Annotated in this window: 26 protein-coding genes; 9 read left to right on the top strand and 17 right to left on the bottom strand. The window is 69.3% G+C overall.

Features of this window, described 5'->3' with window-relative positions; translation table 11 throughout:
- Window positions 1-25: 25 nt before the first annotated feature.
- From secF to AC2DGY_RS08670, 7 genes are all read right to left on the bottom strand, one after another.
- A complete protein-coding gene (gene secF, locus AC2DGY_RS08700; RefSeq protein ID WP_484509292.1) occupies window positions 26-1,015 on the bottom strand; it encodes a protein translocase subunit SecF in 990 nt (329 codons plus the stop codon).
- Entirely contained in the window at window positions 1,015-2,736 is a 1,722-nt protein-coding gene (secD, locus tag AC2DGY_RS08695; RefSeq protein ID WP_484509291.1) for a protein translocase subunit SecD, read from the bottom strand. Before secD ends, secF begins: the two co-directional genes overlap by 1 nt.
- 32 nt (window positions 2,737-2,768) lie before the next feature.
- The gene (locus AC2DGY_RS08690; protein WP_484509290.1) at window positions 2,769-3,215 is read right to left on the bottom strand and encodes a preprotein translocase subunit YajC; all 447 of its coding nucleotides are present in this window, start codon (window positions 3,213-3,215) and stop codon (window positions 2,769-2,771) included.
- Window positions 3,216-3,297: 82 nt separating this feature from the next.
- Window positions 3,298-4,323, bottom strand: coding sequence for a Holliday junction branch migration DNA helicase RuvB (gene ruvB, locus AC2DGY_RS08685; RefSeq protein WP_484509289.1), 1,026 nt, complete (start codon window positions 4,321-4,323; stop codon window positions 3,298-3,300).
- Window positions 4,316-4,936: a Holliday junction branch migration protein RuvA gene (ruvA, locus tag AC2DGY_RS08680; RefSeq protein WP_484509288.1), complete on the bottom strand. Its 621-nt coding sequence runs from the start codon at window positions 4,934-4,936 to the stop codon at window positions 4,316-4,318. Before ruvA ends, ruvB begins: the two co-directional genes overlap by 8 nt.
- A 9-nt stretch (window positions 4,937-4,945) precedes the next feature.
- A complete protein-coding gene (gene ruvC, locus AC2DGY_RS08675) occupies window positions 4,946-5,548 on the bottom strand; it encodes a crossover junction endodeoxyribonuclease RuvC (RefSeq protein ID WP_484509287.1) in 603 nt (200 codons plus the stop codon).
- Window positions 5,549-5,597: 49 nt separating this feature from the next.
- A complete protein-coding gene (locus AC2DGY_RS08670) occupies window positions 5,598-6,356 on the bottom strand; it encodes a YebC/PmpR family DNA-binding transcriptional regulator (RefSeq protein WP_484509286.1) in 759 nt (252 codons plus the stop codon).
- Window positions 6,357-6,595: 239 nt separating this feature from the next.
- Between AC2DGY_RS08670 and AC2DGY_RS08665 the strand changes: the two genes are divergently transcribed.
- A complete protein-coding gene (locus tag AC2DGY_RS08665; RefSeq protein ID WP_484509285.1) occupies window positions 6,596-7,975 on the top strand; it encodes a pyridoxal phosphate-dependent decarboxylase family protein in 1,380 nt (459 codons plus the stop codon).
- Here the strand turns inward: AC2DGY_RS08665 and AC2DGY_RS08660 are convergent.
- From AC2DGY_RS08660 to pdxS, 3 genes are read right to left on the bottom strand one after another with little or no spacing between them, the layout of a single operon-like run.
- A complete protein-coding gene (locus AC2DGY_RS08660) occupies window positions 7,959-8,492 on the bottom strand; it encodes a DUF1697 domain-containing protein (RefSeq protein ID WP_484509284.1) in 534 nt (177 codons plus the stop codon). The genes AC2DGY_RS08665 and AC2DGY_RS08660 overlap by 17 nt on opposite strands.
- A gap of 28 nt (window positions 8,493-8,520) precedes the next feature.
- The gene (pdxT, locus tag AC2DGY_RS08655; protein WP_484509283.1) at window positions 8,521-9,114 is read right to left on the bottom strand and encodes a pyridoxal 5'-phosphate synthase glutaminase subunit PdxT; all 594 of its coding nucleotides are present in this window, start codon (window positions 9,112-9,114) and stop codon (window positions 8,521-8,523) included.
- Between the two features lie 2 nt (window positions 9,115-9,116).
- Entirely contained in the window at window positions 9,117-10,001 is an 885-nt protein-coding gene (gene pdxS / locus AC2DGY_RS08650) for a pyridoxal 5'-phosphate synthase lyase subunit PdxS (protein WP_484509282.1), read from the bottom strand.
- A gap of 116 nt (window positions 10,002-10,117) precedes the next feature.
- Here pdxS and AC2DGY_RS08645 point away from each other — a divergent pair, with 116 nt between their 5' ends.
- Together AC2DGY_RS08645 and pdxY are read left to right on the top strand one after the other, a co-directional pair.
- Entirely contained in the window at window positions 10,118-11,443 is a 1,326-nt protein-coding gene (locus tag AC2DGY_RS08645; protein ID WP_484509281.1) for an aminotransferase class I/II-fold pyridoxal phosphate-dependent enzyme, read from the top strand.
- Between the two features lie 7 nt (window positions 11,444-11,450).
- Window positions 11,451-12,302, top strand: coding sequence for a pyridoxal kinase PdxY (pdxY, locus tag AC2DGY_RS08640; RefSeq protein ID WP_484509280.1), 852 nt, complete (start codon window positions 11,451-11,453; stop codon window positions 12,300-12,302).
- Window positions 12,303-12,305: 3 nt separating this feature from the next.
- On the opposite strand, the gene AC2DGY_RS08635 is transcribed toward pdxY, so the two are convergent.
- The 4 genes from AC2DGY_RS08635 to AC2DGY_RS08620 form a co-directional block, all read right to left on the bottom strand.
- A complete protein-coding gene (locus AC2DGY_RS08635) occupies window positions 12,306-12,875 on the bottom strand; it encodes a hypothetical protein (RefSeq protein ID WP_484509279.1) in 570 nt (189 codons plus the stop codon).
- Between the two features lie 174 nt (window positions 12,876-13,049).
- Window positions 13,050-13,619: an HIT family protein gene (locus AC2DGY_RS08630; protein ID WP_484509278.1), complete on the bottom strand. Its 570-nt coding sequence runs from the start codon at window positions 13,617-13,619 to the stop codon at window positions 13,050-13,052.
- Entirely contained in the window at window positions 13,616-15,622 is a 2,007-nt protein-coding gene (gene thrS / locus AC2DGY_RS08625; RefSeq protein WP_484509277.1) for a threonine--tRNA ligase, read from the bottom strand. The genes AC2DGY_RS08630 and thrS overlap by 4 nt, the downstream gene beginning before the upstream one ends.
- Before the next feature lie 223 nt (window positions 15,623-15,845).
- Complete coding sequence (locus tag AC2DGY_RS08620) at window positions 15,846-16,532, bottom strand: FadR/GntR family transcriptional regulator (protein WP_484509276.1); 687 nt, start codon at window positions 16,530-16,532, stop codon at window positions 15,846-15,848.
- A 185-nt stretch (window positions 16,533-16,717) separates the two neighbouring features.
- On the opposite strand from AC2DGY_RS08620, the gene AC2DGY_RS08615 reads away from it, so the two are divergent.
- The 5 genes from AC2DGY_RS08615 to AC2DGY_RS08595 all read left to right on the top strand — a co-directional run bounded on the left by AC2DGY_RS08615 (window position 16,718) and on the right by AC2DGY_RS08595 (window position 21,491).
- The gene (locus AC2DGY_RS08615) at window positions 16,718-17,983 is read left to right on the top strand and encodes an aminotransferase class V-fold PLP-dependent enzyme (RefSeq protein WP_484509275.1); all 1,266 of its coding nucleotides are present in this window, start codon (window positions 16,718-16,720) and stop codon (window positions 17,981-17,983) included.
- A gap of 83 nt (window positions 17,984-18,066) precedes the next feature.
- Window positions 18,067-19,350, top strand: a complete 1,284-nt coding sequence (locus AC2DGY_RS08610) for an ABC transporter substrate-binding protein (protein ID WP_484509274.1) — start codon at window positions 18,067-18,069, stop codon at window positions 19,348-19,350.
- A 5-nt stretch (window positions 19,351-19,355) separates the two neighbouring features.
- Window positions 19,356-20,324: a carbohydrate ABC transporter permease gene (locus tag AC2DGY_RS08605; protein WP_484509273.1), complete on the top strand. Its 969-nt coding sequence runs from the start codon at window positions 19,356-19,358 to the stop codon at window positions 20,322-20,324.
- Window positions 20,321-21,157 (top strand): carbohydrate ABC transporter permease, encoded by an 837-nt coding sequence (locus AC2DGY_RS08600; RefSeq protein ID WP_484509272.1) that lies wholly within the window; start codon window positions 20,321-20,323, stop codon window positions 21,155-21,157. The genes AC2DGY_RS08605 and AC2DGY_RS08600 overlap by 4 nt, the downstream gene beginning before the upstream one ends.
- Before the next feature lie 181 nt (window positions 21,158-21,338).
- A complete protein-coding gene (locus tag AC2DGY_RS08595) occupies window positions 21,339-21,491 on the top strand; it encodes a hypothetical protein (RefSeq protein WP_484509271.1) in 153 nt (50 codons plus the stop codon).
- Between the two features lie 16 nt (window positions 21,492-21,507).
- Here AC2DGY_RS08595 and AC2DGY_RS08590 read toward each other — a convergent pair whose 3' ends face one another.
- Entirely contained in the window at window positions 21,508-22,002 is a 495-nt protein-coding gene (locus AC2DGY_RS08590) for a hypothetical protein (protein WP_484509270.1), read from the bottom strand.
- A 104-nt stretch (window positions 22,003-22,106) separates the two neighbouring features.
- Window positions 22,107-23,003 (bottom strand): LysR family transcriptional regulator, encoded by an 897-nt coding sequence (locus tag AC2DGY_RS08585; protein ID WP_484509269.1) that lies wholly within the window; start codon window positions 23,001-23,003, stop codon window positions 22,107-22,109.
- A gap of 105 nt (window positions 23,004-23,108) precedes the next feature.
- On the opposite strand from AC2DGY_RS08585, the gene AC2DGY_RS08580 reads away from it, so the two are divergent.
- Window positions 23,109-24,353: an MFS transporter gene (locus AC2DGY_RS08580; RefSeq protein WP_484509268.1), complete on the top strand. Its 1,245-nt coding sequence runs from the start codon at window positions 23,109-23,111 to the stop codon at window positions 24,351-24,353.
- A gap of 67 nt (window positions 24,354-24,420) precedes the next feature.
- On the opposite strand, the gene AC2DGY_RS08575 is transcribed toward AC2DGY_RS08580, so the two are convergent.
- Window positions 24,421-24,765 (bottom strand): hypothetical protein, encoded by a 345-nt coding sequence (locus tag AC2DGY_RS08575; RefSeq protein ID WP_484509267.1) that lies wholly within the window; start codon window positions 24,763-24,765, stop codon window positions 24,421-24,423.
- Window positions 24,766-24,803 lie beyond the last annotated feature (38 nt).

Below are 24,803 nucleotides of genomic sequence, written 5' to 3'. Positions count from 1 at the left end.
TCATCCTACGCCCGCGCCGACGCGCTCAGACCGGCGCGCCGGCGCGCTCGCGAGCCTGGAGCACCCGCGCGTCGCGCTGCTTGATCGCCGGTTCGTTCTCGCGGAGGAGGGAGAACAGCGGGGCGGCGACGAACAGCGTCGAGTATGCCGCGACGATGGTCCCGACGAAGATCGACAGCGAGATGTCGCTGAGCGTGCGCGCGTCGAACCAGATCGCGCCGATGAACAGGATCGCGCCCACGGGGAGCACCGCCACGACGGTCGTGTTGATGGAGCGGATGAGCGTCTGGTTCACCGCGAGGTTGACCGACTCCCCGAAGGTGCGCCCGGAGATCTCGCCGTCGTCCCTGGTGTTCTCGCGAACCTTGTCGAAGACGACGGTGGTGTCGTACAGCGAATACGACAGGATCGTGAGGAACCCGATGACCGCGGCCGGGGAGATCTCCAACCCGGCCAGCGCATACACGCCGACGGTGATGATCAGGACGTCGACGAGTCCGACGATGGCGGCGACCGACATCTTCCACGTGCGGAAGTACAGCGCGAGGATGAGGAAGGTCAGCGCGAGGAAGATCGCCAGGCCCCACAGCGACTGCCGCGTGACGTCGGCGCCCCAGCTCGGACCGATGAAGGACGCGGTGACCTCCGACGTCGACACGCCGTAGACGTCGGCGAGGGCGGCCGAGACCTGGTCGGTCTCGTCGGCGCTCATCTGATCGGTCTGGACGCGGACGGCGGAGTCGCCGACCGTGGTGACGCGCGAGACCGCCTCGGGGACCACGGTCTGCACGGCTTCGGATGCCAGCGTCTGGTCGGGTGCGGTCAGACCCGACACGGTGAACTGCGAACCGCCCGTGAACTCGATCGAGAGCTGGACGGGCCGGATGAGGGGCACCAGCGCCGAGCCGATCACGAGGATGGCGGCGATGATGAACCACAGCCGGCGTCGCCCGACGAAGGGGAACGACGTCTTGCCGGTGTAGAGGTCGTTGCCGAGCTGACCCATGGTGCGCATCAGTCGTCGCCCTTCTTCACGGCGGTGAGCGTATCGCCGCTCGCTCCCTGGGATGCGGCCCGTTCGGCCTGCTTGCGCTCGGCGATCGTCTGACGCCGCTGCGCCTCACCACGCGACCGCGCCGAGCGTCCTCGGTCGGTGGTGACCGGCGCACGGAACTCCGCGCGGCCGCGGTACACCGCGCCGAGCGCCTGCGGGTCCATGCCGGAGAGCGGGTGCCCCGAGCCGAAGAACCGGGTGCGGGCGAGCAGCTGCATCACCGGGTGGGTGAACAGGATGAAGATGAGGATGTCGATGGCCGTCGTCAGCCCGAGGGTGAAGGCGAAACCCTTCACCGTGGCGTCGGCGAGGATGTACAGCACCACGGCGGCGAGGATGTTGATCGACTTCGAGATGTAGATCGTGCGCTTGGCGCGCGCCCACCCGTCTTCGACGGCGCTCGTGATCGACTTGCCGTCGCGGAGTTCGTCGCGGATGCGCTCGAAGTAGACGATGAACGAGTCGGCGGTGAAGCCGATGGTGACGATCAGGCCCGCCACGCCCGCCAGGGACAGGCGGAAGCCCATCCGCCACGCCAGGATGCACAGCGTCACGTAGGTCAGCACCGCCATCACCGCGAGCGAGGCGATGATGACCGAGCCGAGGGCGCGGTAGACCACGAGCGAGTAGATCGCGACGAGGGCGAGCCCGATGAGGCCGGCGATGAGACCGATCTGCAGCTGCTGCGACCCGAGGGTCGCCGAGATGGTGTCGGAGCTGACGACGACGAAGCTCAGCGGGAGGGCGCCGTACTTCAGCTGGTCGGCCAGGACCTGCGAGGTTTCCTGGTCGAAGGACCCGCTGATCGACGGGTTGCCGTCGAGGATGACGCCGTTCATCTGCGGCGCGGAGAGCACCGAGCCGTCCAGCACGAAGGCGAACTGATCCAGCGGCGGCGTCGCGCCGAACATGCGCTCGCTGATGTCGCCGAAGACGCGCGTGCCCTCGTCGTTGAAGTTGAGGTTGACCACCCAGCGGCCGTTGTTGGGGTCGACGCCGTTCGTGGCGTCGTCGATCGAGGTGCCGTCCAGTTCCACGGGGCCGAGGATGTACTTGACCGTCTGCTCGGCGTCGCACGTGATCAGCGGCTGGTCCGCCGGCGCGTTGGCCGGGTCGTTGGCCGGATCCGCGCAGTCGTAGGCGAGGAACTGCGACTGCAGCGCCGGGGTGATCCACGCCTGGTCGCTGCCGTTGGTCGGCGCCACGGTCGGGGTGGCCGGCAGGGCGGGGTCGGCGGAGGGGTACGGGGTCTCTTCGCCGTCCTCCCCCACGAAGGTGGTGGCCGGCGCGCCCGCGAACAGCACGGCTCGGAGTTGCAACTGCGCGGTCGCCTCGATGCGCTCGCGCGTCTCGGCGTCTGCTTCCCCGGGGATCTGCACGACGATGTTGCGGCCACCTTCGGTGGTGATGTCCGCTTCGCCGACGCCCGTCGCATCCACGCGCTGGCGGATGATCGTCACCGCCTGCTGCATCTGCTCAGCCGACGGCTCGGCGCCCTCTGCCGCCTGGGCCTCCAGGACGATCTGCGTGCCGCCCTGAAGGTCCAGTGCGAGTTCGGGAGTCCACGAACTCTGCTGGAAGACGTACACGCCCAGCGCGTTGATCCCGAACAGGATGGCCGTGATGGCCACGAGTCCGGTCAGGGCGCGCCAGGCATGGCGAACGGGGGTGGAAGGCGCCACGTATTCGGCTCTCTGTACGGCGAACGGGGGGATCAGGCCTGGGGCTTGTCCTTGGACTCGCCGTCGAGGTCGTGCGAGCGCTTCTGGTCGTCACTGATCGAGGTGATGTCACGGTCGGCAACGCCGGCGATGTACTCGGCCTCGCTCTCCTCGGACTCGATGAAGTCGTCCTCGGTGACGAAGCCCTCGGTGGGGTTCACGATGCGCAGCACGGCCTGGCTGTGCACCTTGATCTCGACGCCCGGAGCGATCTCGACGCGAGCGGGCTTGTCCAGGTCGTCGGCGTCGTACTCGACGATCGTGCCGTACAGGCCGCCCTGGAGGAGGACCTCGGCGCCGGGAACGGTCTGGCGTGCCTTGGCCTCCTGCTCCTCTTTCTGCTTCTGCATCCGGCGGCGGGAGCTCCAGAACATGAAGACCAGGAGGAGTACGAGCAGGATGATGAGCCCGTAATTGGCGAAGAATTCCGCAAGTTCCATGAGTCGGGGCACCTTTCGGTTTCGGCGCGCCGCTGCGGCACTGCCTTCGAGGAGGGAAGAGGGCGGCGATAGCCTTCAGCGATTATAGGTCATGCAGTCGAAGCGCACCGTCGTCCGCGCGCACTCCCAGATGCGCGGCAGCAGCCGGGGTCGCGACACGACCGCGGGGCGTTCGGCCCATGAAACCGATGCGGACGAGGTAGGGCTCCACCACCGATTCGATGGTCTCCGCCTCCTCGCCGACGGCCACGGCCAGGGTCGACAGCCCCACCGGGCCGCCGCGAAACCTCCGCACGAGAGCGTCCAGCACCGCGCGATCGAGGCGGTCCAGACCGATCGAGTCCACGTCGTACAGGTCGAGCGCGGCGCCCACCGCTGCCAGGTCGGCATCCAGGGCGTCGTGGACGACCAGGTAGTCGCGCACGCGGCGGAGCAGCCGGTTCGCGATGCGGGGTGTGCCCCGGGAGCGCTGGGCGATCTCGGCGCGGGCGCGCGGAGGGAGCGGGACGCCGAGCATCGCCGACGAACGCTCCACAACCCGCTCCAGCTCGGCGGGCTCGTAGTACTCCAGGTGTGCCGTGAACCCGAAGCGATCGCGCAGCGGATTGGGCAGGAGGCCCGAGCGGGTGGTTGCGCCCACCAGGGTGAAGGGCGCCAGATCGAGCGGGATGCTGGTGGCGCCGGCGCCCTTGCCGACCATGATGTCGATGCGGAAATCCTCCATCGCCAGGTACAGCATCTCCTCGGCCGAACGGGCCATCCGGTGCACCTCGTCGATGAAGAGCACCTCCCCCGGTGTGAGGCTCGACAGCAGGGCGGCCAGGTCGCCAGCGTGCTGGATCGCGGGGCCGCTGGACAGTCGCAGCGGGCGGTTGCTCTCATGGGCGACGATCATCGCCAGGGTGGTCTTGCCCAGCCCCGGAGGGCCGGAGAGCAGGATGTGGTCGGGGGAACGCTGCTGGATGCGGGCGGCGTCCAGCAGCAACTGCAGCTGCCCGCGCACCTTGTGCTGGCCGACGAAGTCGGCGAGCGACGTGGGCCGCAGCGCTCCCTCGATCGCGAGTTCGCTGTCGTCCTCCGGCGTCCCGGCGTCATGCACGTCAACCACCGGCGGGCTCCCTGCGCGCAGGTCCCAGCATCCCGAGCGTCAGGCGCAGGAGCGCCTGAACCGACGCGCGGTCGGTGTCGGATGCTCCGTCGGACACGCTCGCGACCGCCTCGATCGCGACTCGCTCCGACCAGCCCAGCCCGACCAGGGCCTGGGCGACCTGCGCCGGGACGGTACCGCTCGGGCGTGCGGTGGCGGGTGCGGCGGTGCGCGGCGCGAGGAGCTTGCCCGCCAACTGCACGACGATGAGTTTCGCCGTCTTCGGGCCGATCCCCGACACGCGCCGGAACGGCGCGTCGTCGTCTGCCGTCACGGCCTCGGCGATCTGCGGCACGGTGAGGGACGACAGCACGCCGAGGGCCGACTTCGGACCCACGCCGGTCACGCTCAGGAGCTGGCCGAACACGAGGAGCTCCTCGCGGGTTTCGAATCCGAAGAGCGACAGGGCGTCTTCGCGGACGATGAGGGTGGTGTGCAGATGGATGTCGGAGCCGATGGCCGACGCGCGAGCCAACTGCGGGACGACGGCGACCGTGAAGCCGACCCCACCCACGACGACGACGATCGCGTCGTCGTCGACGTGCGCGACCGTGCCGGTGACGGAGGAGATCATGCAGCGAGCCTACGGGCGGGTTCGCATCTTTGTTCGACCGACACGCACGGTGCGCTGCTCCGCGTCGCGCCAGGCCTTCTGGGCGGGGGTGAGGGCACCGGTCGTCGTCGACGCGCTTCCCGGTCCGGATCGCCAGGCGTGGCAGAGGGCCAGGGCGAGGGCGTCCGCCGCATCCGCGGGTTGCGGGAGCTCGTCCAGGCGCAGCACGCGCGCCACCATCGTCTGCACCTGTCGTTTGTCGGCGGAGCCGTAGCCGGTCACCGCGGCCTTCACCTCGCTCGGGGTGTGGGTGGCCGCGCGGAGCCCGCGTTCGCCTGCCAGCATGAGGGCGATGCCGCTGGCCTGCGCCGTTCCCATGACCGTGTGCAGGTTGTCCTGGGCGAACACCCGCTCGACAGCCACGACATCGGGCGAATGCGCATCGAGCACCTCGCGGAGGCCCGCGGCGATCGCCGCGAGCCGGAGTTCGATCGGCAGGTCGGGGGCGGATCGGATGACGCCGACATGCACGAGTCGTGCCGAGCGGTCGGGTGCGACGTCCACGATCCCCACGCCGCACCGGGTCAGCCCCGGGTCGACGCCGAGCACGCGGAGGGACGGGCGGGAGGTCACTCCCCCACGCTAAGCGCGGGGGAAGACGGCGGGTGGCAGGCGCGCCTGCTCAGTCGTCTTCTTCGAGCTCGGCCTGCACGTCGGACGTGAGGTCGAAGTTGCTGAAGACGTTCTGCACGTCGTCGCTGTCTTCGAGGGCGTCGATGAGGCGGAAGACCTTCCGGGCGGTGTCGGCGTCGATCTCGACCTTGAGGTTCGGGACGAACTCGACGTCTGCCGACTCGTAGTCGATTCCCGCGTCCTGCAGAGCTGTGCGCACCGTCACCAGGTCGGAGGCCTCCGTGACGACGGCGAATCCGTCGCCGTGGGGCTCGACTTCCTCCGCGCCGGCGTCCAGCACCGCCATCATGATGTCGTCCTCGCTGGTGGCCTCGCCGGAGACGACGATCACGCCCTTGCGGGTGAAGTTGTACGCGACGCTCCCGGGATCGGCGAGGTTCCCGCCGTTGCGGCTCAGCGCCGTGCGCACCTCCGCGGCCGCGCGGTTCTTGTTGTCGGTCAGACACTCGATCATGAGCGCCACGCCGTTCGGGCCGTAGCCCTCATACATGATCGAGGTGTACTCGACCGCTTCGCCGCCGATTCCGGCACCGCGCTTGATGGCGCGGTCGATGTTGTCGTTGGGGACGGAGGTCTTCTTCGCCTTCTGTACGGCGTCGTACAGCGTGGGGTTTCCCGCGAGATCGGCGCCGCCCATCTTGGCGGCGACCTCGATGTTCTTGATGAGCTTGGCGAACGACTTGGCACGGCGAGAGTCGATGACGGCTTTCTTGTGCTTGGTGGTCGCCCACTTGGAGTGGCCGGACATGGAGCCAATTCTACGCGTGGGCCCTCTCGCCTCGCACACACGCGGTGTCCTCGGCCCGGGTCGCGGGTCCCGGCGAGTCGTCGACTGCACGGGTTCCTGCCGAGCGCACGGGGTTTCTGCGCCGATACGCCGTGCGCTCGGCAGGAGGTCGTGCACTCGGCGGATGCGGCGGGGATGCGGCGGCCGGGGCCGCGGGGACGGGTCTTGCTGCCCGGGCGAGGTGGGTCCACACTGTCGGCGTGGACGAACGCGATGAAGCGTTGCACGCCGCGCACGCAGCGGCCTCCGCCTTCCTGGCGAGCCTGCCCGAGCGGGCGGTGTGGCCTCGGGCGACCCTCGACGACATGCTCGCCCGATTCGGGGGCGCCCTCCCGGACGAAGGGATGCCGCCCGCGGCCGTCGTCACCGACCTGGCGGAGGGGGCCGAGCCGGGGCTGGTCGCCATCCCCGGCGGCCGGTTCTTCGGCTTCGTCATCGGTGGCACGCTGCCGGCAGCTCTCGCGGCCGACTGGCTCGTGTCGACGTGGGATCAGAACTCCGGATCGAGCACGATGACGACGGCGACGGTCGCCCTCGAGCGCGTGGCAGGCGAGTGGATCCTCGACCTCCTGGGGCTGCCGCCGGGCGCTTCCGTCGGGTTCGTTACCGGCGCACAGATGTCGAACTTCGTCTGCCTGGCCGCCGCCCGCGCCGCCGTGCTGCGGCGGCGGGGATGGGATATCGCCCGGCACGGTGTGCATGGTGCGCCGCGGGTGCGCCTGGTCGTCGGCGCAGACCGGCACGGCTCGGTCGATCGCGCCGCGCGGTTCCTCGGCATCGGCGAGGACGACATCGTCGTGGCCGCCGGGGACGACCAGGGTCGGATGCTGCCGGATGGGCTCGAGCAGTCGCTCACGCTGTGCGGCGGTGACCCCGTGGTCGTCTGCGTGCAGGCCGGGGAGGTGCACTCCGGCGCGTTCGACCCCTTCGCGGAACTCATCCCCCTGGCACGAGCGCGCGACGCCTGGGTGCATGTGGATGGTGCGTTCGGGGCGTGGGCGGCAGCATCCCCTGCGCTGGCGCACCTGACCGCGGGCATGACCGATGCGGACTCATGGACGACCGACGCGCATAAGACCCTGAACGTGCCGTACGACTGCGGCATGGCGATCGTGCGGAATCCCGCCGACTCGATCGCGGTGTTCCGCACCGGCGGCGACTACCTCATGTACTCGAGTCTCGACCCGTGGGATGTCACCCCTGAGCTGTCGCGCCGCGCGCGCGGCGTTCCGGTGTGGGCCGCGCTGCGGAGCCTCGGCCGGTCGGGGGTGGCTGACCTGGTCGAGCGACTGCACACCCGCGCGCGTGCGCTGGAGGCCGGGCTTCGCCGCATCCCCGGCGTGACGATCATGAATGACGTTGCCTACACGCAGGTGATGTTCCGCCTCGACGATGACGCGGACACCCGGGCGCTCGGAGCGGCGATCCTCGCGGAGGGAACCGCCGCTGTGACCGGAGCGGTGTGGGCGGGGCATGCGGTGCTGCGCTGCTCGATGTCGTCGTGGGTGACGACGCAGGACGACATCGAACGCACTCTCGAGGCGTTCACGCGTCTGGTGGCGCTCACGCGAGGATCTTGAGCACTGTTCGGAGGTTCCGGTTCGTCGTGCGCTCCTTATAGGTGCGCTTGGCGATGAGTTTCGCGAACGCCGTATCGGTGCTGGAGCCTTTCGGGGGGTTCCAGTAGACGACGCCGGGGCCGCCGGCGACGGGGTCGATGGCGGAATCGAGGGATGCGGCGGCGGCGACGAGCTCGTCGCGCGTCGCGTCATCCGCGCAGAAGAGCAGCCACGGCTGCCGGGCGTCGTCGGTCGCGTCGAACGGGAAGTCCTCCGCGGCCGCGGCGAGCGCCGGGCGGGTGAACAGCAGCACCCAGGCCTCATACGCGAACCGGTCGCGGAGCGCCCGTTCGACCCGCCTCTTCAGCGTGTCGCGCTCGCTCGGTCGGTCGCTGCTCGTGAACGTCGCGTTGCCGCTGGCGAGGATCGTGCGGACCCCGGAGAGTTCGAGATCCTCGAGGGTCTCGCGCAGGTCGGCGCTGCGCACCGTGATCCCGCCCACGTTGACGCCGCGCAGCAGCACCGCCCACTCGGTCATGCCGCGAGCCTAGGACGCGCCGCCGACGTCATCCGCGCGCCCGGACGTGCACGAGGAACCGCTCATGGAACCGGGTCTCCCCCGACACCTCCGGGTGGAATGCCGTCCCGAGGAGAACACCCTGCTCCACGGCCACCACTCGGCCGTCGGGAAGGGCGGCGATCGGACGCGCCCGCTCCCCCACCCGCTCGACGATCGGCGCACGGATGAAGGCGGCATGGACGGCCCCGTTGAACCCTTGCACGTCCAGATCGGTCTCGAACGACTCGACCTGACTCCCGAAGGCGTTCCGCGCGACCACGACGTCCAGTCCGCCGAAGGTCTCCTGCCCGGCGATCCCGCCGGTGATCCGGTCGGCGAGGAGGATCAGTCCGGCGCAGGTGCCGTATACCGGCATGCCTCCGGCGATGGCGTCGCGAATGGGCTGCTGCATCCCGAAGGTGCGCGACAGCTTGTCGATGACGCTCGATTCCCCGCCGGGGATGACCAGGCCGTCGACGACGGAGAGTTCCTCGGGCCGGCGCACGAGTGCGACATCTGCGCCCAGGCCGGTCAGGACGCGGGTGTGCTCGCGGACGTCGCCCTGCAGCGCGAGGACGCCGACGCGAGGCCGGTGCGCCACCGTTACCAGCCGCGCGTGGCCAGGCGGTGGGGTGCGGCCAGGTCGGCGACGTTGATGCCGACCATGGCCTCGCCGAGTCCCCTCGACACGTCGGCGATGACCGACGGGTCGTCGAAGAACGTCGTGGCGCGGACGATGGCCGCCGCGCGCTGAGCGGGGTTTCCCGCCTTGAAGATGCCGGATCCGACGAACACGCCGTCTGCGCCGAGCTGCATCATGAGTGCCGCGTCCGCGGGCGTGGCCACGCCTCCCGCGGTGAAGAGGACCACGGGCAGGGCGCCGGTCTCGGCGATCTCGGCCACCAGCTCGTACGGCGCCTGCAGTTCCTTCGCTGCGACGTAGAGCTCGTCCTTGGTCATCGAGCGCAGTTTGTTGATCTCGCCCGTGATCGTGCGGATGTGCTTGGTCGCCTCCGACACGTCGCCGGTGCCCGCCTCGCCCTTGGACCGGATCATCGCCGCGCCTTCGGTGATGCGTCGGAGCGCCTCGCCGAGGTTCGTCGCGCCGCAGACGAACGGAACCGTGAAGCCCCACTTGTCGATGTGGTTGACGTAGTCGGCGGGCGAGAGCACCTCCGACTCGTCGATGTAGTCCACGCCGAGCTCCTGGAGCACCTGCGCCTCCACGAAGTGGCCGATGCGCGCCTTCGCCATCACCGGGATGGATACCGAGGCGATGATCTGGCCGATGAGGTCGGGGTCGCTCATCCGTGCGACGCCGCCCTGCGCGCGGATGTCGGCGGGTACCCGCTCGAGCGCCATGACGGCGACCGCGCCGGCGTCTTCGGCGATTTTCGCCTGGTCGGCGGTGACGACGTCCATGATGACGCCGCCCTTCAACATCTCCGCCAGTCCGCGCTTCACGCGCGAGGTTCCGATCGAGCTCACGACGAGATCCTTTCGAGGGGCCCTGTCCTGGAGCGGCCGGGTGCCGCGGGACGCTGATTGACCTAGGCCAGAAAATAGCATGTTCCACGTCTTAGGATCAGTACCGGAGGACACGCATGGACACGCAGATCGCCGGGAGGTCGGCGGCCGACATCGCCGAGAGCATCCGCGGCCTGCGCGAGCGCGGGTCACTCCGCGCCGGCGATGCGCTTCCTCCCGTTCGCACCCTCGCCGCCGAACTCGGTGTCAACCGCAACACGGCGGTCGCCGCCTACCGGCTGCTGGTCTCCGCCGGCATCGCCGTGACGCGGGGGCGCGGTGGGACCCGCATCGCCGACCCCGGCCCCATCGCGCAGGAGGGTTTCGCCGCCGACACCGTGCTGCGCGACGTGGGTACGGGAAACCCCGACCCCGCGCTCATCCCCGACCCGACGCCGGCGCTGAGCCGCATCGTCGGCCGCCCGGTGCTGTACGGCGAGCCGGTCGTCGACGCCGACCTGGAGAAGTGGGCCGCAGGATGGCTCGCGGCCGACCTGTTGCCGGAAGACCTCCGGGTGACCGTCACGAACGGCGCGGTGGATGCGGTGGAGCGCCTGCTGTCGCAAGCGCTGACCCGCGATGACGCGGTGGCGCTGGAAGACCCCTGCTTCCTCTCGGCGATGCACACGGTGCGCGTCGGTGGCTACCGCCCCGTGGCCGTACCCGTGGACGAGGAGGGGATGACCGTCGAGGGCCTCCGTGCCGCCGTGGACGCCGGCGCGCGGGCCGTTCTGTGCACGCCGCGCGCGCAGAACCCGACGGGGGCGAGTCTGTCACCGCAGCGCGCGGAAGAACTCCGCGGCGTGCTGGCAGAGCATCCCTACGTCCTCGTCATCGAGGACGATCACTACGCGATGCTCTCGCGGCGGCCCTACACGTCGCTGATCGGTCCCGGTCACCGGCGCTGGGCGCTCGTGCGATCGGTGTCGAAGTTCCTGGGTCCCGACATGTGCCTGGCCGTGACGGCGACCGACCCGGAGACGGCGGAGCAGCTCGCGCTGCGGCTACGACCCGGGACCACGTGGGTCAGCCATCTCCTGCAGCGACTGACGCACGCTCAGGTGACCGACCCCGACGTCTCGGCGGCCATCGAGCGCGCGGCCGAGCACTACGCCGAGCGCAACAGAGCGTTCGCCGCGCGGCTGCGCGCGCACGGCATCGCGTGCGAGGCCGGAGACGGGCTGAATCTGTGGGTCGACGTGCAGGCGCCGGCCCGGGCGGTCTCCGAGCAACTCATGCGCCGCGGCTGGCTCGCCCGCACCGGCGACGAGTTCTCGCTCTCCCCCGGCCGTGTCAGCACCCACCTACGACTGACCGTGCACGATCTCGACGACGGCTCGGCCGCGACGCTGGCGAGTGACCTCGCCGCTGCCGCGCGCGCCGCGTCCCCATCCAGAGGATGATGTTCCCGTGAAGATTCTCTCCATCCAGTCCGCCGTCGCGTACGGCCACGTCGGCAATTCGGCTGCTGTTTTCCCGCTCCAGCGGATCGGCGTCGACGTGCTGCCGGTGTACACCGTGAACTTCTCCAACCACACCGGGTACGGCGCCTGGCGGGGCCCGCTGATCGACCCGTCCGATGTCGCCGCGGTGATCACCGGTGTCGAGGAGCGGGGCGTGTTCCCGCAGATCGACGCCGTCCTCTCGGGGTACCAGGGCGGCGAGGGCATCGGAGACGTCATCGTCGATGCCGTGCGCCGCGTGAAGGCCGCGAACCCGGAGGCGCTCTACGCGTGCGACCCGGTGATGGGAAACGCCAAGTCGGGATGCTTCGTGGCCCCGGCCATCCCGGAACTGCTGCGCGAGCGCGTGGTGCCGGTGGCCGACATCATCACGCCGAACCAGTTCGAGTTGGGCTTTCTCACCGGCACCGAGCCCGACACGCTGGAGTCCACACTCGCCTCGGTGGACGCGGCGCGCGCGATGGGACCGCGGACGATCCTCGTCACGAGCGTGGAGCGCCCCGACCGCGAGCCCGACACCATCGAGATGCTCGTAGCCGATGACGCGGGCGCATGGATCGTGCAGACGCCGCTGCTGCCGATGAAGGCGAACGGGTCGGGCGACGTGACCGCCGCGCTCTTCACGGCACACTACGTGCGCACCCGGGATGCCGCGGACGCCCTCGCGCGCACCGCATCCAGCGTGTTCGACCTGCTCCAGCGCACGCTCGATTCCGGAGAGCGGGAACTGCAGCTCGTCGAGTCGCAGGAGGCCTACGCGCACCCGCGGATGCAGTTCACCGTGCGGCAGGTGCGCTGAGCCTCAGCCGTACAGGGTGTCGAACGCGGCCTCCCACTGGGGCGCGTCGGTGGGGCAGATGAACGCGGTGCCGAAGACCATGATGCTCGCCAGCCCCTGGGTGGCGGCGGGGTCTCCACCGGCGATCTCCGTGATCAGCGGGGAGCTGTCGATGTGCATGCGCGCGGTCTCGGCGTCGACCTCGTGGCCGTTGAGGATCGACGTCTCGCAGGCGTCGAGCGTCACGGCGAGGGCGACCCCGTCGTAGACCTCGTCCCACGTGCCGCCCTGGGATTCGATGTAGGCACGCTGCTGCGCGAGAAACTCCTGCTGCTCGGGCGTCTGCGGGGTGGGGAGCGAGCCATCGCTGGGCTGTCCCTGTGCGGCGAAGAACTCGTCGCGCTCGGCCAGGGCGTCGGCGGCGGGTGCCGAGGTGGCCGTCGCCGGGGCCGTCTCCTCCGCCACCGGCTCCCGCGTGTCCGAGGGCTCTGGAGCGGGCTGGACGGCCGTGCACGCGGAGACGCCGAGGGCCGCGGCCGCGGCGAGGACGAGAAGGCCGGCGGCACGCGTGCGGCGGGGCGAGAGGGAGCTCATGCCCTCACGCTAACCCCACCCCCCGACTCGCCCCCGGCTCATCGAAGGGACCCCACGCGGTCCGTGGCTCCGGGCGCTTCGACAGGCTCAGCGACCGGGTTCGTCCAGGGGCTCAGCGACCGGGTGCGCCGAGGGCCTCAGCGCAGACCGGTCCCTGAGCTTGTCGAAGGGACCCTACGCGACTGGGTCAGGGGTGGGCCAGGCGTCGGCGACGGCTTGGCGGACCTCTCCGAGCAGCTGCGGCAGCGCCTTGGTCTTGGCGATGATCGGAAAGAAGTTCGCATCCGTCGCCCACCGCGGCACGACGTGCTGATGCAGGTGGGCGGCGACGCCGGCGCCGGCGACCGCACCCTGGTTCATACCGATGTTGAACCCGTCGCACCGCGACACCGACCGCAGCACGCGCATCGCGGTCTGCGTCATCGCGCCGATCTCGGCCACCTCCTCCGTCGTCGCCTCGTCGTACGTCGCGATGTGGCGGTACGGGCAGATCAGAAGGTGCCCCGAGTTGTACGGAAACAGGTTCAAGAGCGCGTACGCGGTCTTCCCGCGCGCGACGATCAGGCCGTCTTCGTCGCTCTTGAGCGGCGCCTCATCGAAGGGGCAGACCTCGCGCAGCGGCTCCGGGCCCGCCTGGATGTACGCCATCCGATGCGGTGTCCACAGCCGCTGGAACTCGTCGGGCACGCCGGGCAACTCGGCGGCAGCCACGAGCCGCCCGTCGTCATCCGGCGTCGTGCTCACGCGAGGTCCTCCGCGGTGTTCACGAGCGCGTGCGTGTCGATGGCCTCGCGGATGCGGCGGACCGCATCGTCGACCGGCACACCGTTCTCCTGGCTTCCGTCACGGAAGCGGAACGACACCGTACCGGCGGCGCGGTCCTGCTCACCGGCGATGAGCAGAAGCGGCACCTTGTGGGTGGTGTGCGTGCGGATCTTCTTCTGCATGCGGTCGTCGCTGTGGTCGAGTTCGGCACGCACGCCATCGGTGCGAAGGCGATCGACGATGTCCCCGAGATAGTCGGCGTACTCGTCGGCGACGGGGATGCCCACCGCCTGGACGGGGGCCAACCACACCGGGAACGCGCCGGCGTAGTGCTCGAGCAGGATCGCGAAGAACCGCTCGATCGAACCGAAGAGGGCGCGGTGGATCATGATCGGGCGGTGCTTCTCACCGTCCGGTCCGGTGTACTCCAGGTCGAAGCGCTCCGGCAGGTTGACGTCGACCTGAACGGTCGACAGCTGCCACGTGCGTCCGATGGCGTCCTTGGTCTTCAGGTCGATCTTCGGCCCGTAGAAGGCCGCCTCCCCCGGCACCTCGGTCACCTTGAGGCCACTCGAGTGAGCCACGTTCCGCAGCGCGCCGGTCGAGTACTCCCAGAACTCGTCGGTGCCGATCCACTTCGACTTCTCGTCGTCGCGCATCGACAGCTCGAGTTCGAAGTCGTCCAGACCGAAGTCGCGCAGCATCGAGATGACGAACTCGAGCACGCGGGTGGTCTCCGCCTCGAGCTGGTCGGGGGTGACGAACAGGTGCGAATCGTCCTGCGTGAACCCCCGGACGCGAGTGAGGCCGTGCAGCGCACCCGAGAGCTCGTTGCGGTAGACCGTCCCGTTCTCGGCGAGGCGCATGGGCAGGTCGCGGTAACTGCGTGCGCGTTCCTTGTAGATGAGGATGTGCATCGGGCAGTTCATCGGCTTGAGGTAGTAGTCGACGCCCTGCTTCGTGATCTCCCCCGCCGCGTCGCGCTCCTCGTCCAAGGTGATGGGCGGGAACATGCCCTCCTTGTACGTGACGAGGTGGTTCGACTGCAGGAAGAGGTCCTGCTTGGAGATGTGCGGCGTGTACACGTAGGTGTAACCGCCCTGGATGTGGCGGCGTCGTGCGTGCTGCTCCATCTCGCCGCGGACCACCCCGCCCTTGGGATGCCACACAGACAGGCCGGAGCCGATCTCGTCGGGGAAGGAGAAGAGGTCGAGCTCCTTGCCGAGCTTGCGGTGATCGCGCTTGCCCGCCTCTTCGAGACGGTGCTGATAGGCGCGCAACTCGTCCTTGGTCGGCCACGCGGTGCCGTAGATGCGCTGCAGCTGCGGGTTCTTCTCACTGCCGCGCCAATAGGCTCCGGCGACGCGGGTCAGATCCCACCCGTTGCCGATCATGCGCGTGCTCGGCACGTGAGGGCCGCGGCAGAGGTCCTTCCACACGGTCTCGCCCTCGCGGTTGACGTTGTCGTAGATGGTCAGCTCGGTGCCGCCCACCTCCACGTCCGCGCCCTCGGCGGCGGATGACCCGCCCTTCAGGCCGATGAGTTCGAGCTTGAACGGTTCGCCGGCGAGTTCCGCGCGCGCTTCGTCATCGGTCACCACACGGCGGATGAAGCGCTGTCCTTCGCGGACGATGCGCTCCATCTCCTTCTTGATGGCCTTGAGGCTCTCGGGCGCGAACGGCTCGGTGACGGCGAAGTCGTAGTAGAACCCGTCGGTGATCGGCGGCCCGATCCCCAGGTTCGCCTGGGGATCGATGCGCTGCACCGCCTGGGCCAGCACGTGCGCCGTGGAGTGGCGGAGGATCGCGAGCCCGTCAGGACTGCCGATGGTCACCGGTTCGACCTCATCCGAGGCCGTCACGACCGTGGCGAGGTCTTTCAGCTCGCCGTTGACGCGCAGAGCGACGACGGAGCGGTCGGGGAACAGGGCGAACCCGTCGGCGGGATAGGACACATCCGGCGCAGAGGCGGCATCAGTCAAGGGACTCTCCTGGGGTGGCTCGGATCAAGGCTACCGGGCCACTCATCGGGTGCCCGCGCCGGGGAATGTCTCAGCTTCGGGCGCACGTGCGCCCCGCCCGCTCAGGCGCCGGACGTTCGCTTTTCGGCACGCGCGGATGCGGCAGCGCCAGGGGCACGCAGCATCCGGGGTTCCATGGCGCGAGTCTACCGCCGTGCGCCGGGCGAATCGACGCCGAGGTGCGTCACGTCTCCGGGGCGGGCTGCAGGCGCGAGAGCCAGTACTCCGTTCGGGCGACGTGGGAGGCCGCCGCCGCCGTGGCCGCCGCGGGATCGCGCCGCGCGAGGGCTTCGACGATGGCGCGGTGCCCCTCGTCACTGGCCCGCTTGGCGGGCGCGGCGGGTCCGGAATCGAAGATCCGGTAGTGACGTCCACGCGAGCGGACGACGCTGATGAGAGAGGTCACCGTCGGGTTGCCCGCCGCCATGCAGATGGCTTGGTGGAACGCGTCGTCCAGCTCCGCGATGACATCACCGTCGGCGCTGACCTCCATCTCGTCGCACAGCTGGGACAGGCGCGCGACGAGATCGTCCGGGCCGCGGGCTGCAGCCTGCGCCGCGGCGTTTCCCTCCAACGCCCGCCGGATCTCGAAGAGCTGCAGCAGCCCCTCGAGTGGGAGGAGGTCGACCGTCAACGAGAACCCGCGGATGATGTCGGCGGGGTTCAGCCGCGACACATAGGTTCCGGATCCGTGCCGCACCTCGATGACGCCGAGGGTGGCCAGGACCCGGACCGCCTCGCGCAGGGAGCTGCGGGACACGTCGAGTTCGCGGCAGAGCTCTGCCTCGGGCGGGAACTGCTGCCCGGGCGCGAGCGAGCCGGACGAGATCATCTGCCGAAGCCCGTTGAGGGCCGTCATCATCACTGTCATGGGCAACCTCTCTGCGGTGCTCACAGCCAGTCTCCGGCGATAGTCATCAGATGACTAGCCCTATGTCAAATTGGCACTGAAGTTCGATATGGCCGAAAGCAGCGGTTTACACGGTCAGCTCCGTCGCCCTAATGTTTGCGTGAGACCCCTGAGGTCTTATGACTTGTGAAAGTGCGGTGCATGTGATGAAGCCCGACCCGCTGGTGGCGCTTGACGGGCCGCTGTCGGCGAGCGGCGTGCCGGCGCGTGACCTGTGGCCGCTCGACAGGGACGCCGTCCATCTGAATCACGGGTCGTACGGCGCCGTCCCGACGGCCACCACAGACCACCAGCTGGCGCTGATCCGGCTCATGAACGCCGCGCCGGGCCGATGGTTCACCCGCCTGCCGACTCGCGTGGGGGAAGCGCGCCAGAGCATCGCGGAGTTCCTGGGTACGAATCCCGAGCAGACGGCGCTCGTGCCCAATGCCAGCGCCGGGGTGTCCGTCGTGCTCCAATCCCTCGACCTGCCGCGCGGAGCCGAGATCCTCGTCACGGATCACGCCTACGGGGCCGTTCGGATGGCGGCCGAGCGCACCGCCCGGCGGGCCGCCGGCGTCGTGACCGAAGTGTCCATCCCCCTGGAGGCATCGGACGACGACGTCACGGACGCGCTGGTGGACGCCCTCTCCGAGCGCACAGCGCTCGTCATCGTGGATCAGATCTCATCCGCCACCGCCCGGGTGTTCCCCGTGGGCGACATCGCCCGTCGGTTGCGCGGGCACGGCGTTCCGCTCCTGGTGGACGCCGCGCACGCCCCAGGGATGCTGCACAGGCCCGCGGACGACGAAGACGTCGACTACTGGATCGGAAACCTGCACAAGTGGGCCTGCGCCCCCCGCGGCACGGCGGCGCTCGTCGCGTCGCCGCGCATCTCGGACGCGCTCTTCCCGATCATCGACTCGTGGGGCGCGCCGCATCCCTTCCCGATGCGCTTCGACACGCAGGGAACCGTCGACCTCACCTCCTACCTCGCCGCGCCGCACGCCCTTCACCTCGTCGAAGAGGAGTTCGGCTGGGATCAGGTGCGCGACTACGCGACCCGGCTCGCCACCGAGGCGCAGGCGAGCGTCGCCGCCGCCCTGGAAGAGGCCGTGGATGAATCCGCTGCCGTGGACGTCGCCGCCCCCGCGCCGATGATGCGCCTCGTCGCCCTGCCGCCCGGTCTCGTGGCCAGCGCGAGCGACGCGCACGTACTGTCGGCCGCCCTCGCCCGCCTCGGCTTCGAGACGGCGATCACCTCGTGGGGAGGCCGCGGGTTCCTGCGCCTGTCCGCTCACGTGTACAACACCGCGGACGACTACGCCCGCTTCATCGAGCGCGGCGTGCCCGTCATCGCCGCCGGCCACCAGGCCAGAACCGCCACCGGTGGCAGCCTCGAGCAGGCCGTGGCCGATCTCTCCCCGTCTTAACCCGCCGATCGCCGTGACACGGCGATCAACCCTTGAGTGCAACGAAGCCCTAACGACAATCGGAGGAACAGATGAATAAGCGGATGAGTGCGGCGATAGCCGTCACCGCGGCCAGTGCCCTGGCCCTGACAGGATGCTCGGGGTCGTCCGGAGATGACACGGTCAACCTGCGCATGGTCGAGACGCTGACCAACCCGGTACGGCAGGAGATTCTCGGAGAGCTCATCACGCAGTTCGAGGAGGAGAACCCCGGAGTCACCGTGGAACTCGTCTCGCCCCCGAACGAGCAGGCCCTCACCACCGTGCAGCAGATGCTGCAGGCGGGCGACGGCGTCGACGTGCTCGAGGTGCAGGACTCGACCGTGGGCCCGTTCACGGCCAACGACTGGATCTACGACATGAGCGCCGACCTCGAGGACTGGGAGGGCTGGGACGAACTCACCCCGAACGCCGCCTCCTTCGCCAACGAGGGGGGTCCGACCTATCTGATCCCCTATGGCTTCTACGGGCTGAGCCTCTTCTACCGCACCGACCTCATCGCCGAGGCAGGCTTCGACGAGCCGCCCCACAGCTGGGAGGACATGATCGAGATGGCCGCGGCCATCAACGACCCGTCGTCGAACACGTACGGCTACGCGTTCCGCGGCGGTACGAACGGTGCCTCCAACGCCGCCGCCATCATCACCGCCTACGCAGCGGACCTGATCGACCCGGAGAGCGCGTTCCTTCTCGAGGACGGGTCCACGGTCTTCTCGACGCCCGAGGCGCAGCAGGCGATGGACGACTATGTGCAGCTCTTCCAGACCGGTTCCCCGCCCTCGTCGATCGCGTGGGGTTACCCGGAGATGGTGCAGGGCTTCGCGTCCGGCTCGACGGCGTTCCTGTTGCAGGATCCCGAGGTCATCGCGACGATCCGCGACGACTCGACACTCACCGAAGACCAGTGGAGCACCACGCCGCTGCTGGTCGGACCCTCCGGCAAGGCGGCACAGCCGCTCGCCTCGGCCGGATGGGGTGTCGCCGAGAGCAGCGAGCACAAGGAAGAAGCCGTCGAGCTGGTGAAGTTCCTCTCCTCCGGCGAGGCTCCCCTCACCTTCGCGAAGGGCAACTCGCTCATTCCGATCGTGACCTCGGCGCAGGACGACCCGTTCTTCAGCGAGGGACCGTGGGCCACGTACGTCGCGATGAACGAGCAGCCGGACACGTACATGACCGTCATCCAGCCGCGTGGCGTCGCGTGGTGGACCGAGTGGGAAGAGAAGGCCGACCGGGAACTGCAGTCGGTGCTGCTCGGTGACCTCACCACGGAGGACCTGCTGGCCGGGTGGGATGTCTTCTGGTCTGAGAAGTACGCGTCCGAGAGCTGACACGCGTGGTCGACACACTCCGGGAGCGGCGTCCCCCCGCGGACGCCGCTCCCGAGCGCCCCTCGGGTGATCGCGGTTCGCGGCGGCGGGCGTTCACGCGCCGCCGCGCGGGGACGATCGCTCTGTTCCTGGCGCCCGCATTCCTGTTCGTCGCCGTCTTCACCTACTACCCGATGGTCTCCGGCAGCCTCGGGGCATTCCGCACCTGGACGATCTACAACGTCACCGAGCAGCCCTGGACCGGCCTGGAGAACTTCCGCGCCGTCCTGTCCGACCCGCTGTTCTACAACACCGTCGGCAACACGATCGTCTGGGTCGTCGGGTCGATCGTGCCGCAGTTCGTGATCGGCTTCGCACTCGCCCTGTGGATGCGGCGCAAGTTCCGTTTCCGCGGTGTGTACCAGGCGCTGGTGTTCTTCCCGTGGGCGATCTCGGGCTTTCTCATCGGCATCCTCTTCCGCTGGATGTTCAACAGCGAGTTCGGCGTCATCAACGACCTGCTGATGCGGTCGGGCCTGGTCGACAGTCCGCTGCCCTGGCTGGCGACGCCGGCGCTGGCGATGCCCGCGGTGATCATCGCCAACGTCTGGTACGGCGTCACCTTCTTCGCCATCATGATCCTCGCCGCGTTGCAGTCGGTGCCCGATGAGCTCTACGAGGCGGCGGCGCTGGACGGTGCGGGGAAGCTGCGCGTCTTCTGGAACGTCACCATCCCCTACATCCGCACCACCTTGGCGCTGACCGTGCTGTTGCGAACGATCTGGATCTTCAACTTCCCGGATCTCATCTTCGGGATGACCGCCGGGGGTCCCGGGGGTCGCACGCACATCGTCACGAGCTACATGATCGCCACCACACAGCAGGGAGAGTTCGGGCGCGCCAGTGCCCTGGGCCTGATCGTCATGCTCGTCCTCGCGATCTTCGCGGTGTTCTACCTGCTGGCGACGCGGGAGAAGAAGGAGGTCTCCCGGTGATCACCACACAGTCCCGGACCAGCAAGATCGTGCGCTTCGTGGCGCTGGGGATCTGGTTGGTCATCACCCTCTTCCCCCTCTACTGGATCGTCGTGACGGCGCTGAAGCCCCGCAACGACATCTACGCCTTTCCGGTGGAGTACTGGCCGCAGACGTTCTCGTTCGAGAACTTCGAGAACCTGTTCCGGGTGTCGAATTTCGGCACGTACCTGCTCAACAGCATCATCGTGTCCGTCGTGGCCGCGATACTGGTCACTCTGATCTCGCTGTTGTCGGGGTACATCCTGGCCCGCTTCGAGTTCCGTGCGAAGACGACGGTGCTGATGGCCTTCCTCGTCACCCAGATGATCCCCGGCTTCATCGCACTCGGTCCGCTCTACCAGCTGATGGTCGACCTGAACCTCGTCAACGACCGGACGGGACTCGTGCTGGTGTACATCGCCATGTGCATACCGTTCTCCACGATCCTGCTGCGCGGGTTCTTCGAGAACGTTCCCGACGCCCTGGAAGAAGCCGCCATGATCGACGGATGCAGCCGCATCACGGCGCTGTTCCGGGTGATCGTGCCCGTCATGACCCCGGGGATCGTCGCCGCGTTCATCTTCAACTTCGTCAGCTGCTGGAACGAGTTGTTCCTGTCCGTCACGCTGCTGACATCGGACGCGAACAAGACGGTGCCGACGGCGCTGAACGGGTTCATCACCAGTTACAACATCGACTGGGGTTCGATGACCGCCGCCGCCGTGCTGACGATCATCCCGACCATGGTGCTGTTCGCCTTCGCCAGCAAGTACATCGTCCAGGGGCTCACGTCGGGGGCCGTGAAGGGCTGAGAGGGCGCCTCGGCGGTCTGGTCGGCTGCCGTGGTACTGGGCGGTGACGTCACCGTCCGGAACCCGCGGCGCGGGTGATCGCGTCCGCACCGGCGCGATGTGTGCGGGGGCCGTGGACGCCGGGTGTGACGCTGTGGCTGGACGTTCACGGCGCCGTACGCGACCTGTGCGCGGCGCTCGGATGGGGGTCAACGCCCTGGCGTACCGGTTGCGTGGCACGGCGCTGTTCCTCTCCATCGACCCCGCCTCGCGCAGCGACGCGGTGGACGAGGACGTCACCTACCGCTGGGAGCAGCCCTGGGGCGCCACCGACCGGCCCGACGACGCGGAGTGAGCACCCGCATCGCCGCTCAGCCGCAGATGTCGCGCATGCCCTCCGCGGATGTCTGCAGGTCGGCGGCGGCCGTCTGCATTGCGGCGACCTGCTCCTCGGTCGGTGTGCCTGACTGCAGGGCCACCAGCTGATCGGCGAAGGACGCGAACTGAGCCTGGAAGGCGCTGAGGGCCGTTCCCACCTCGTTATTCGTGATCTGCCCCGCGGCGTCGCCGAGGCCGGTCTCGATGGTTTCCAGCGCTGACATCACGGCGGCCTGGTCCGACGGATCGGTGAGCGCGGCGTTCACGTCCTCCTGGACCGACGCCATGGTGTCGTTCGCGATGAGGCATGCCTCCTCGACGGTCTGCTCCCCGGCGGCGGGCGCCGAGCTCTCCGTCGTGGGCTCCTGGCTGGCCGACGTGCTCGGCGTCGGGGTCGGGCTCGGTTCGGCGGGTCCGCCGCATCCGGTCAACGCGAAGACAGCCGCGGCGGCGAGAAGAGTGAGCGTCGGGATCATCGGCTTGCGCATCGGGGGTTCCGTTCGGGGTCTGGGGGGCACGCGTGTACCCCCCACGACTCTGCCAGACCCGGCGGCGCCGCGAAGCGCGTGCGCGTCGGAGAGGGATGCAGCCCTCAGCGGGTGTCGGCGAGCGTTTCTCGGATGAGCTCGATCAGGGCCGCCGCTGCCGCGCTTGGACGACGATCTGCCGGACTGGCGAGCGACATCGGCCACAGGAGTTCGGCGTCGAGGAGGGGAACAGTGCTCACCGCCGCGTCGGCGCGGATGGCGAACCGCGGGAGCAGGGCGATTCCGAGCCCATGCCCGACGAAGTCGCTGATGGTCCCCACGTCCGCGACCTCGATGGTCACCCGGCGGGACACTCCGGCGTCGCTGAAGGCCCGATCGACCAGCGTGCGATTGCCGTAGCCGACGGGAGAGTCGATGAAGTCGAGACCAGCGAGGTCGCCGAGCCGCGCGGAGCCGTGCGCCGCCAGCGCGTGCCCGGTCGGCACGATGAGGTCGATCGGTACCCGGGCGACATCGACCAGCTCGATCGAGGCCGGGCGACCTCCGGGCATCGACACGAGTGCGAGGTCGAGTCGCCTCTCCCCCAGGGCTTCGACGAGCCCCTGCGAACCCCCGCTCGGTGCCGCCGTCACCTGCACCGAGACGTGAGGGTGCCGCACACGGAACCGCCCGAGGATGGCAGCCAGATCGACGATCCCGACCGACGTCATCGTCCCGATCCGGACGGTGCCGCGGATTCCGCCCTGCACAGCGCCGACCGCATCCCGCGCATCTGCGGCAGCCTGCAGGGTCTTGCGCGCCTCCACGAGGAGTGCTGCCCCGGCCTCCGTGAGCTCCACGCGCTTGGTGCTGCGCTCCAGCAGCACCGCGCCCAGCTCTTTCTCCAGCGACTTGATCGCCGCTGAGACCGCCGACTGCACGACGTGCACCCGCGCCGCGCCCCGGGTGAAGCTGCGCTCCTCGGCGACGGCGACGAAATACTCCAGGTGGCGTAACTCCATTCGTCAATTATCGCCGATCGCGATCATCCTCACCGGGATTAGGCGTTGGACTTGATCGGAACCGAAGCGCAGGCTGGTGATCCCACCACTTTTCTGGAGCCCCGCGTGTCCGCTGCCACCGCACCCGTCCCGATCCACCCTGCCCTCCACCGACGGACGCGTACGCACGTGCGCCATCACGCCGGGTTCTGGATGATCGCGTTCGCGTTCTTCGTGGCGATGGCGTTCTCGGCCGTGCCTGCGCCGCTGTATCCCCTGTACCAGGAGCGCGACGGGTTCTCCACGTTCACGATCACGATCATCTTCGCGGCGTACGGGGTGGGGGTCATCGTCAGCCTGATCCTCGCCGGACATGTCTCCGACTGGGTCGGGCGGAAGAAGATCCTCCTTCCCGCCCTCGCGCTGGAGTTGGCCGCTGCCGTCCTCTTCCTCACGGTTCCGGACTTGTGGGCGATCCTCGTCGCCCGCCTCCTCTCGGGACTCGGGATCGGGATGCTGACCGCCACCGCGACGGCGCACCTGCACGACCTGCACGCGAAGCACCGGCCCGATGCGTCCAAGCGCCGCTTCGAGATCGTCTCGACGGCCGCCAACCTCGGTGGCATCGGCTCGGGGCCGCTCATCGCGGGCCTGCTCGCACAGTACGTCGACGCCCCCTTGACCACGCCGTACGTGGTCTTCGCCGTCTTGCTCGTGCTCAGCGTCATCGGGGTGCTGCTCACCCCCGAGACGGTCGAGGAGCGCCTCGTGAAGCCGCGCTACCGTCCGCAGCGGGTGAGCGCGCAGCACGGTGATCGCGTGGCGTTCCTGGGCGCGCTGGCCTCGGGATTCGTCGCGTTCGCCCTGCTCGGACTCTTCACCTCGGTCGCGCCGGGGTTCATCGCCGGGTCTCTGGATGAGTCGTCCCGCGCGGTGGCGGGAGGCGTCGTCTTCGTCGTCTTCGCCACTGCTGCGGTGGCCCAGACCGCGACGACCCGGATGGCGCTCGCGAGCCGACGGCTCTATGGACTCGCCGCCCTCGCGGCCGGCCTCGTCGTGCTCGTCGTCGGAATGGCGGCCGTCAGCCTGCCGGCCTTCCTCGTCGGCGGCATCCTCTCCGGTGCGGGCGCCGGCATGCTCTTCACCGCCGCGGTCGGCACGGTATCGGCGGGGGCGGCCTCGGAGAGGCGGGGCGAGGCGCTCGCGGGGCTCTTCCTGGTCTCCTACCTCGGACTGAGCGTGCCCGCGGTGGGAATCGGCGTGGCCACCCTCGTGGTCACCCCGCTCGCCGCAATGGGCGGGCTCGCGGTCATCCTGCTCCTGGTCATCGTCGGTCTCGGCGTGCTCACCGTTCGCGGCCGACGCGCGTGAGGCGAACCCGGCCGCGAGGCGAACCCGGCCGTGGCGCTGAACCGCCCGTGTGAAACGAATCTCGCTCTCAGGCCGGCGGGTTCGAGCCGGCCGGGCGTTCGACCGCCGAGGCCCATACCCACGTCCGCATCTGCGTCTCGCCCACCCGGAACCGGATGCCGATGGCCCGCGGCGTCCATCGCAGGGCCTCGGCATCCACCCGCACCGGGCTGTCGCCGAAGCGCACCCACGCCCGCACGGGTTCGGGGATCGGCGTGATGGTGAGCGGATGCCGGTCGAGTTCCAGCTCCCCCTGAGACAGCGTCTGCAGCGGCCCATCGCGTGAGACGCGCTCGAGGATGCGGTCATCCATGCGCGCGTCGACGCGATGCGCGTATCGCCGATTCGTCCCCACCGCCCTGCCTCCTGCCACCCCGACCCTAGGTGTGAGCGACGACATGGCCACCGCAT

This window comes from Microbacterium sp. Z6_144, assembly GCF_057197625.1.
Note: the sequence above shows the minus strand (reverse complement) of the source record. Positions and strands in the feature narration are given on the sequence as shown.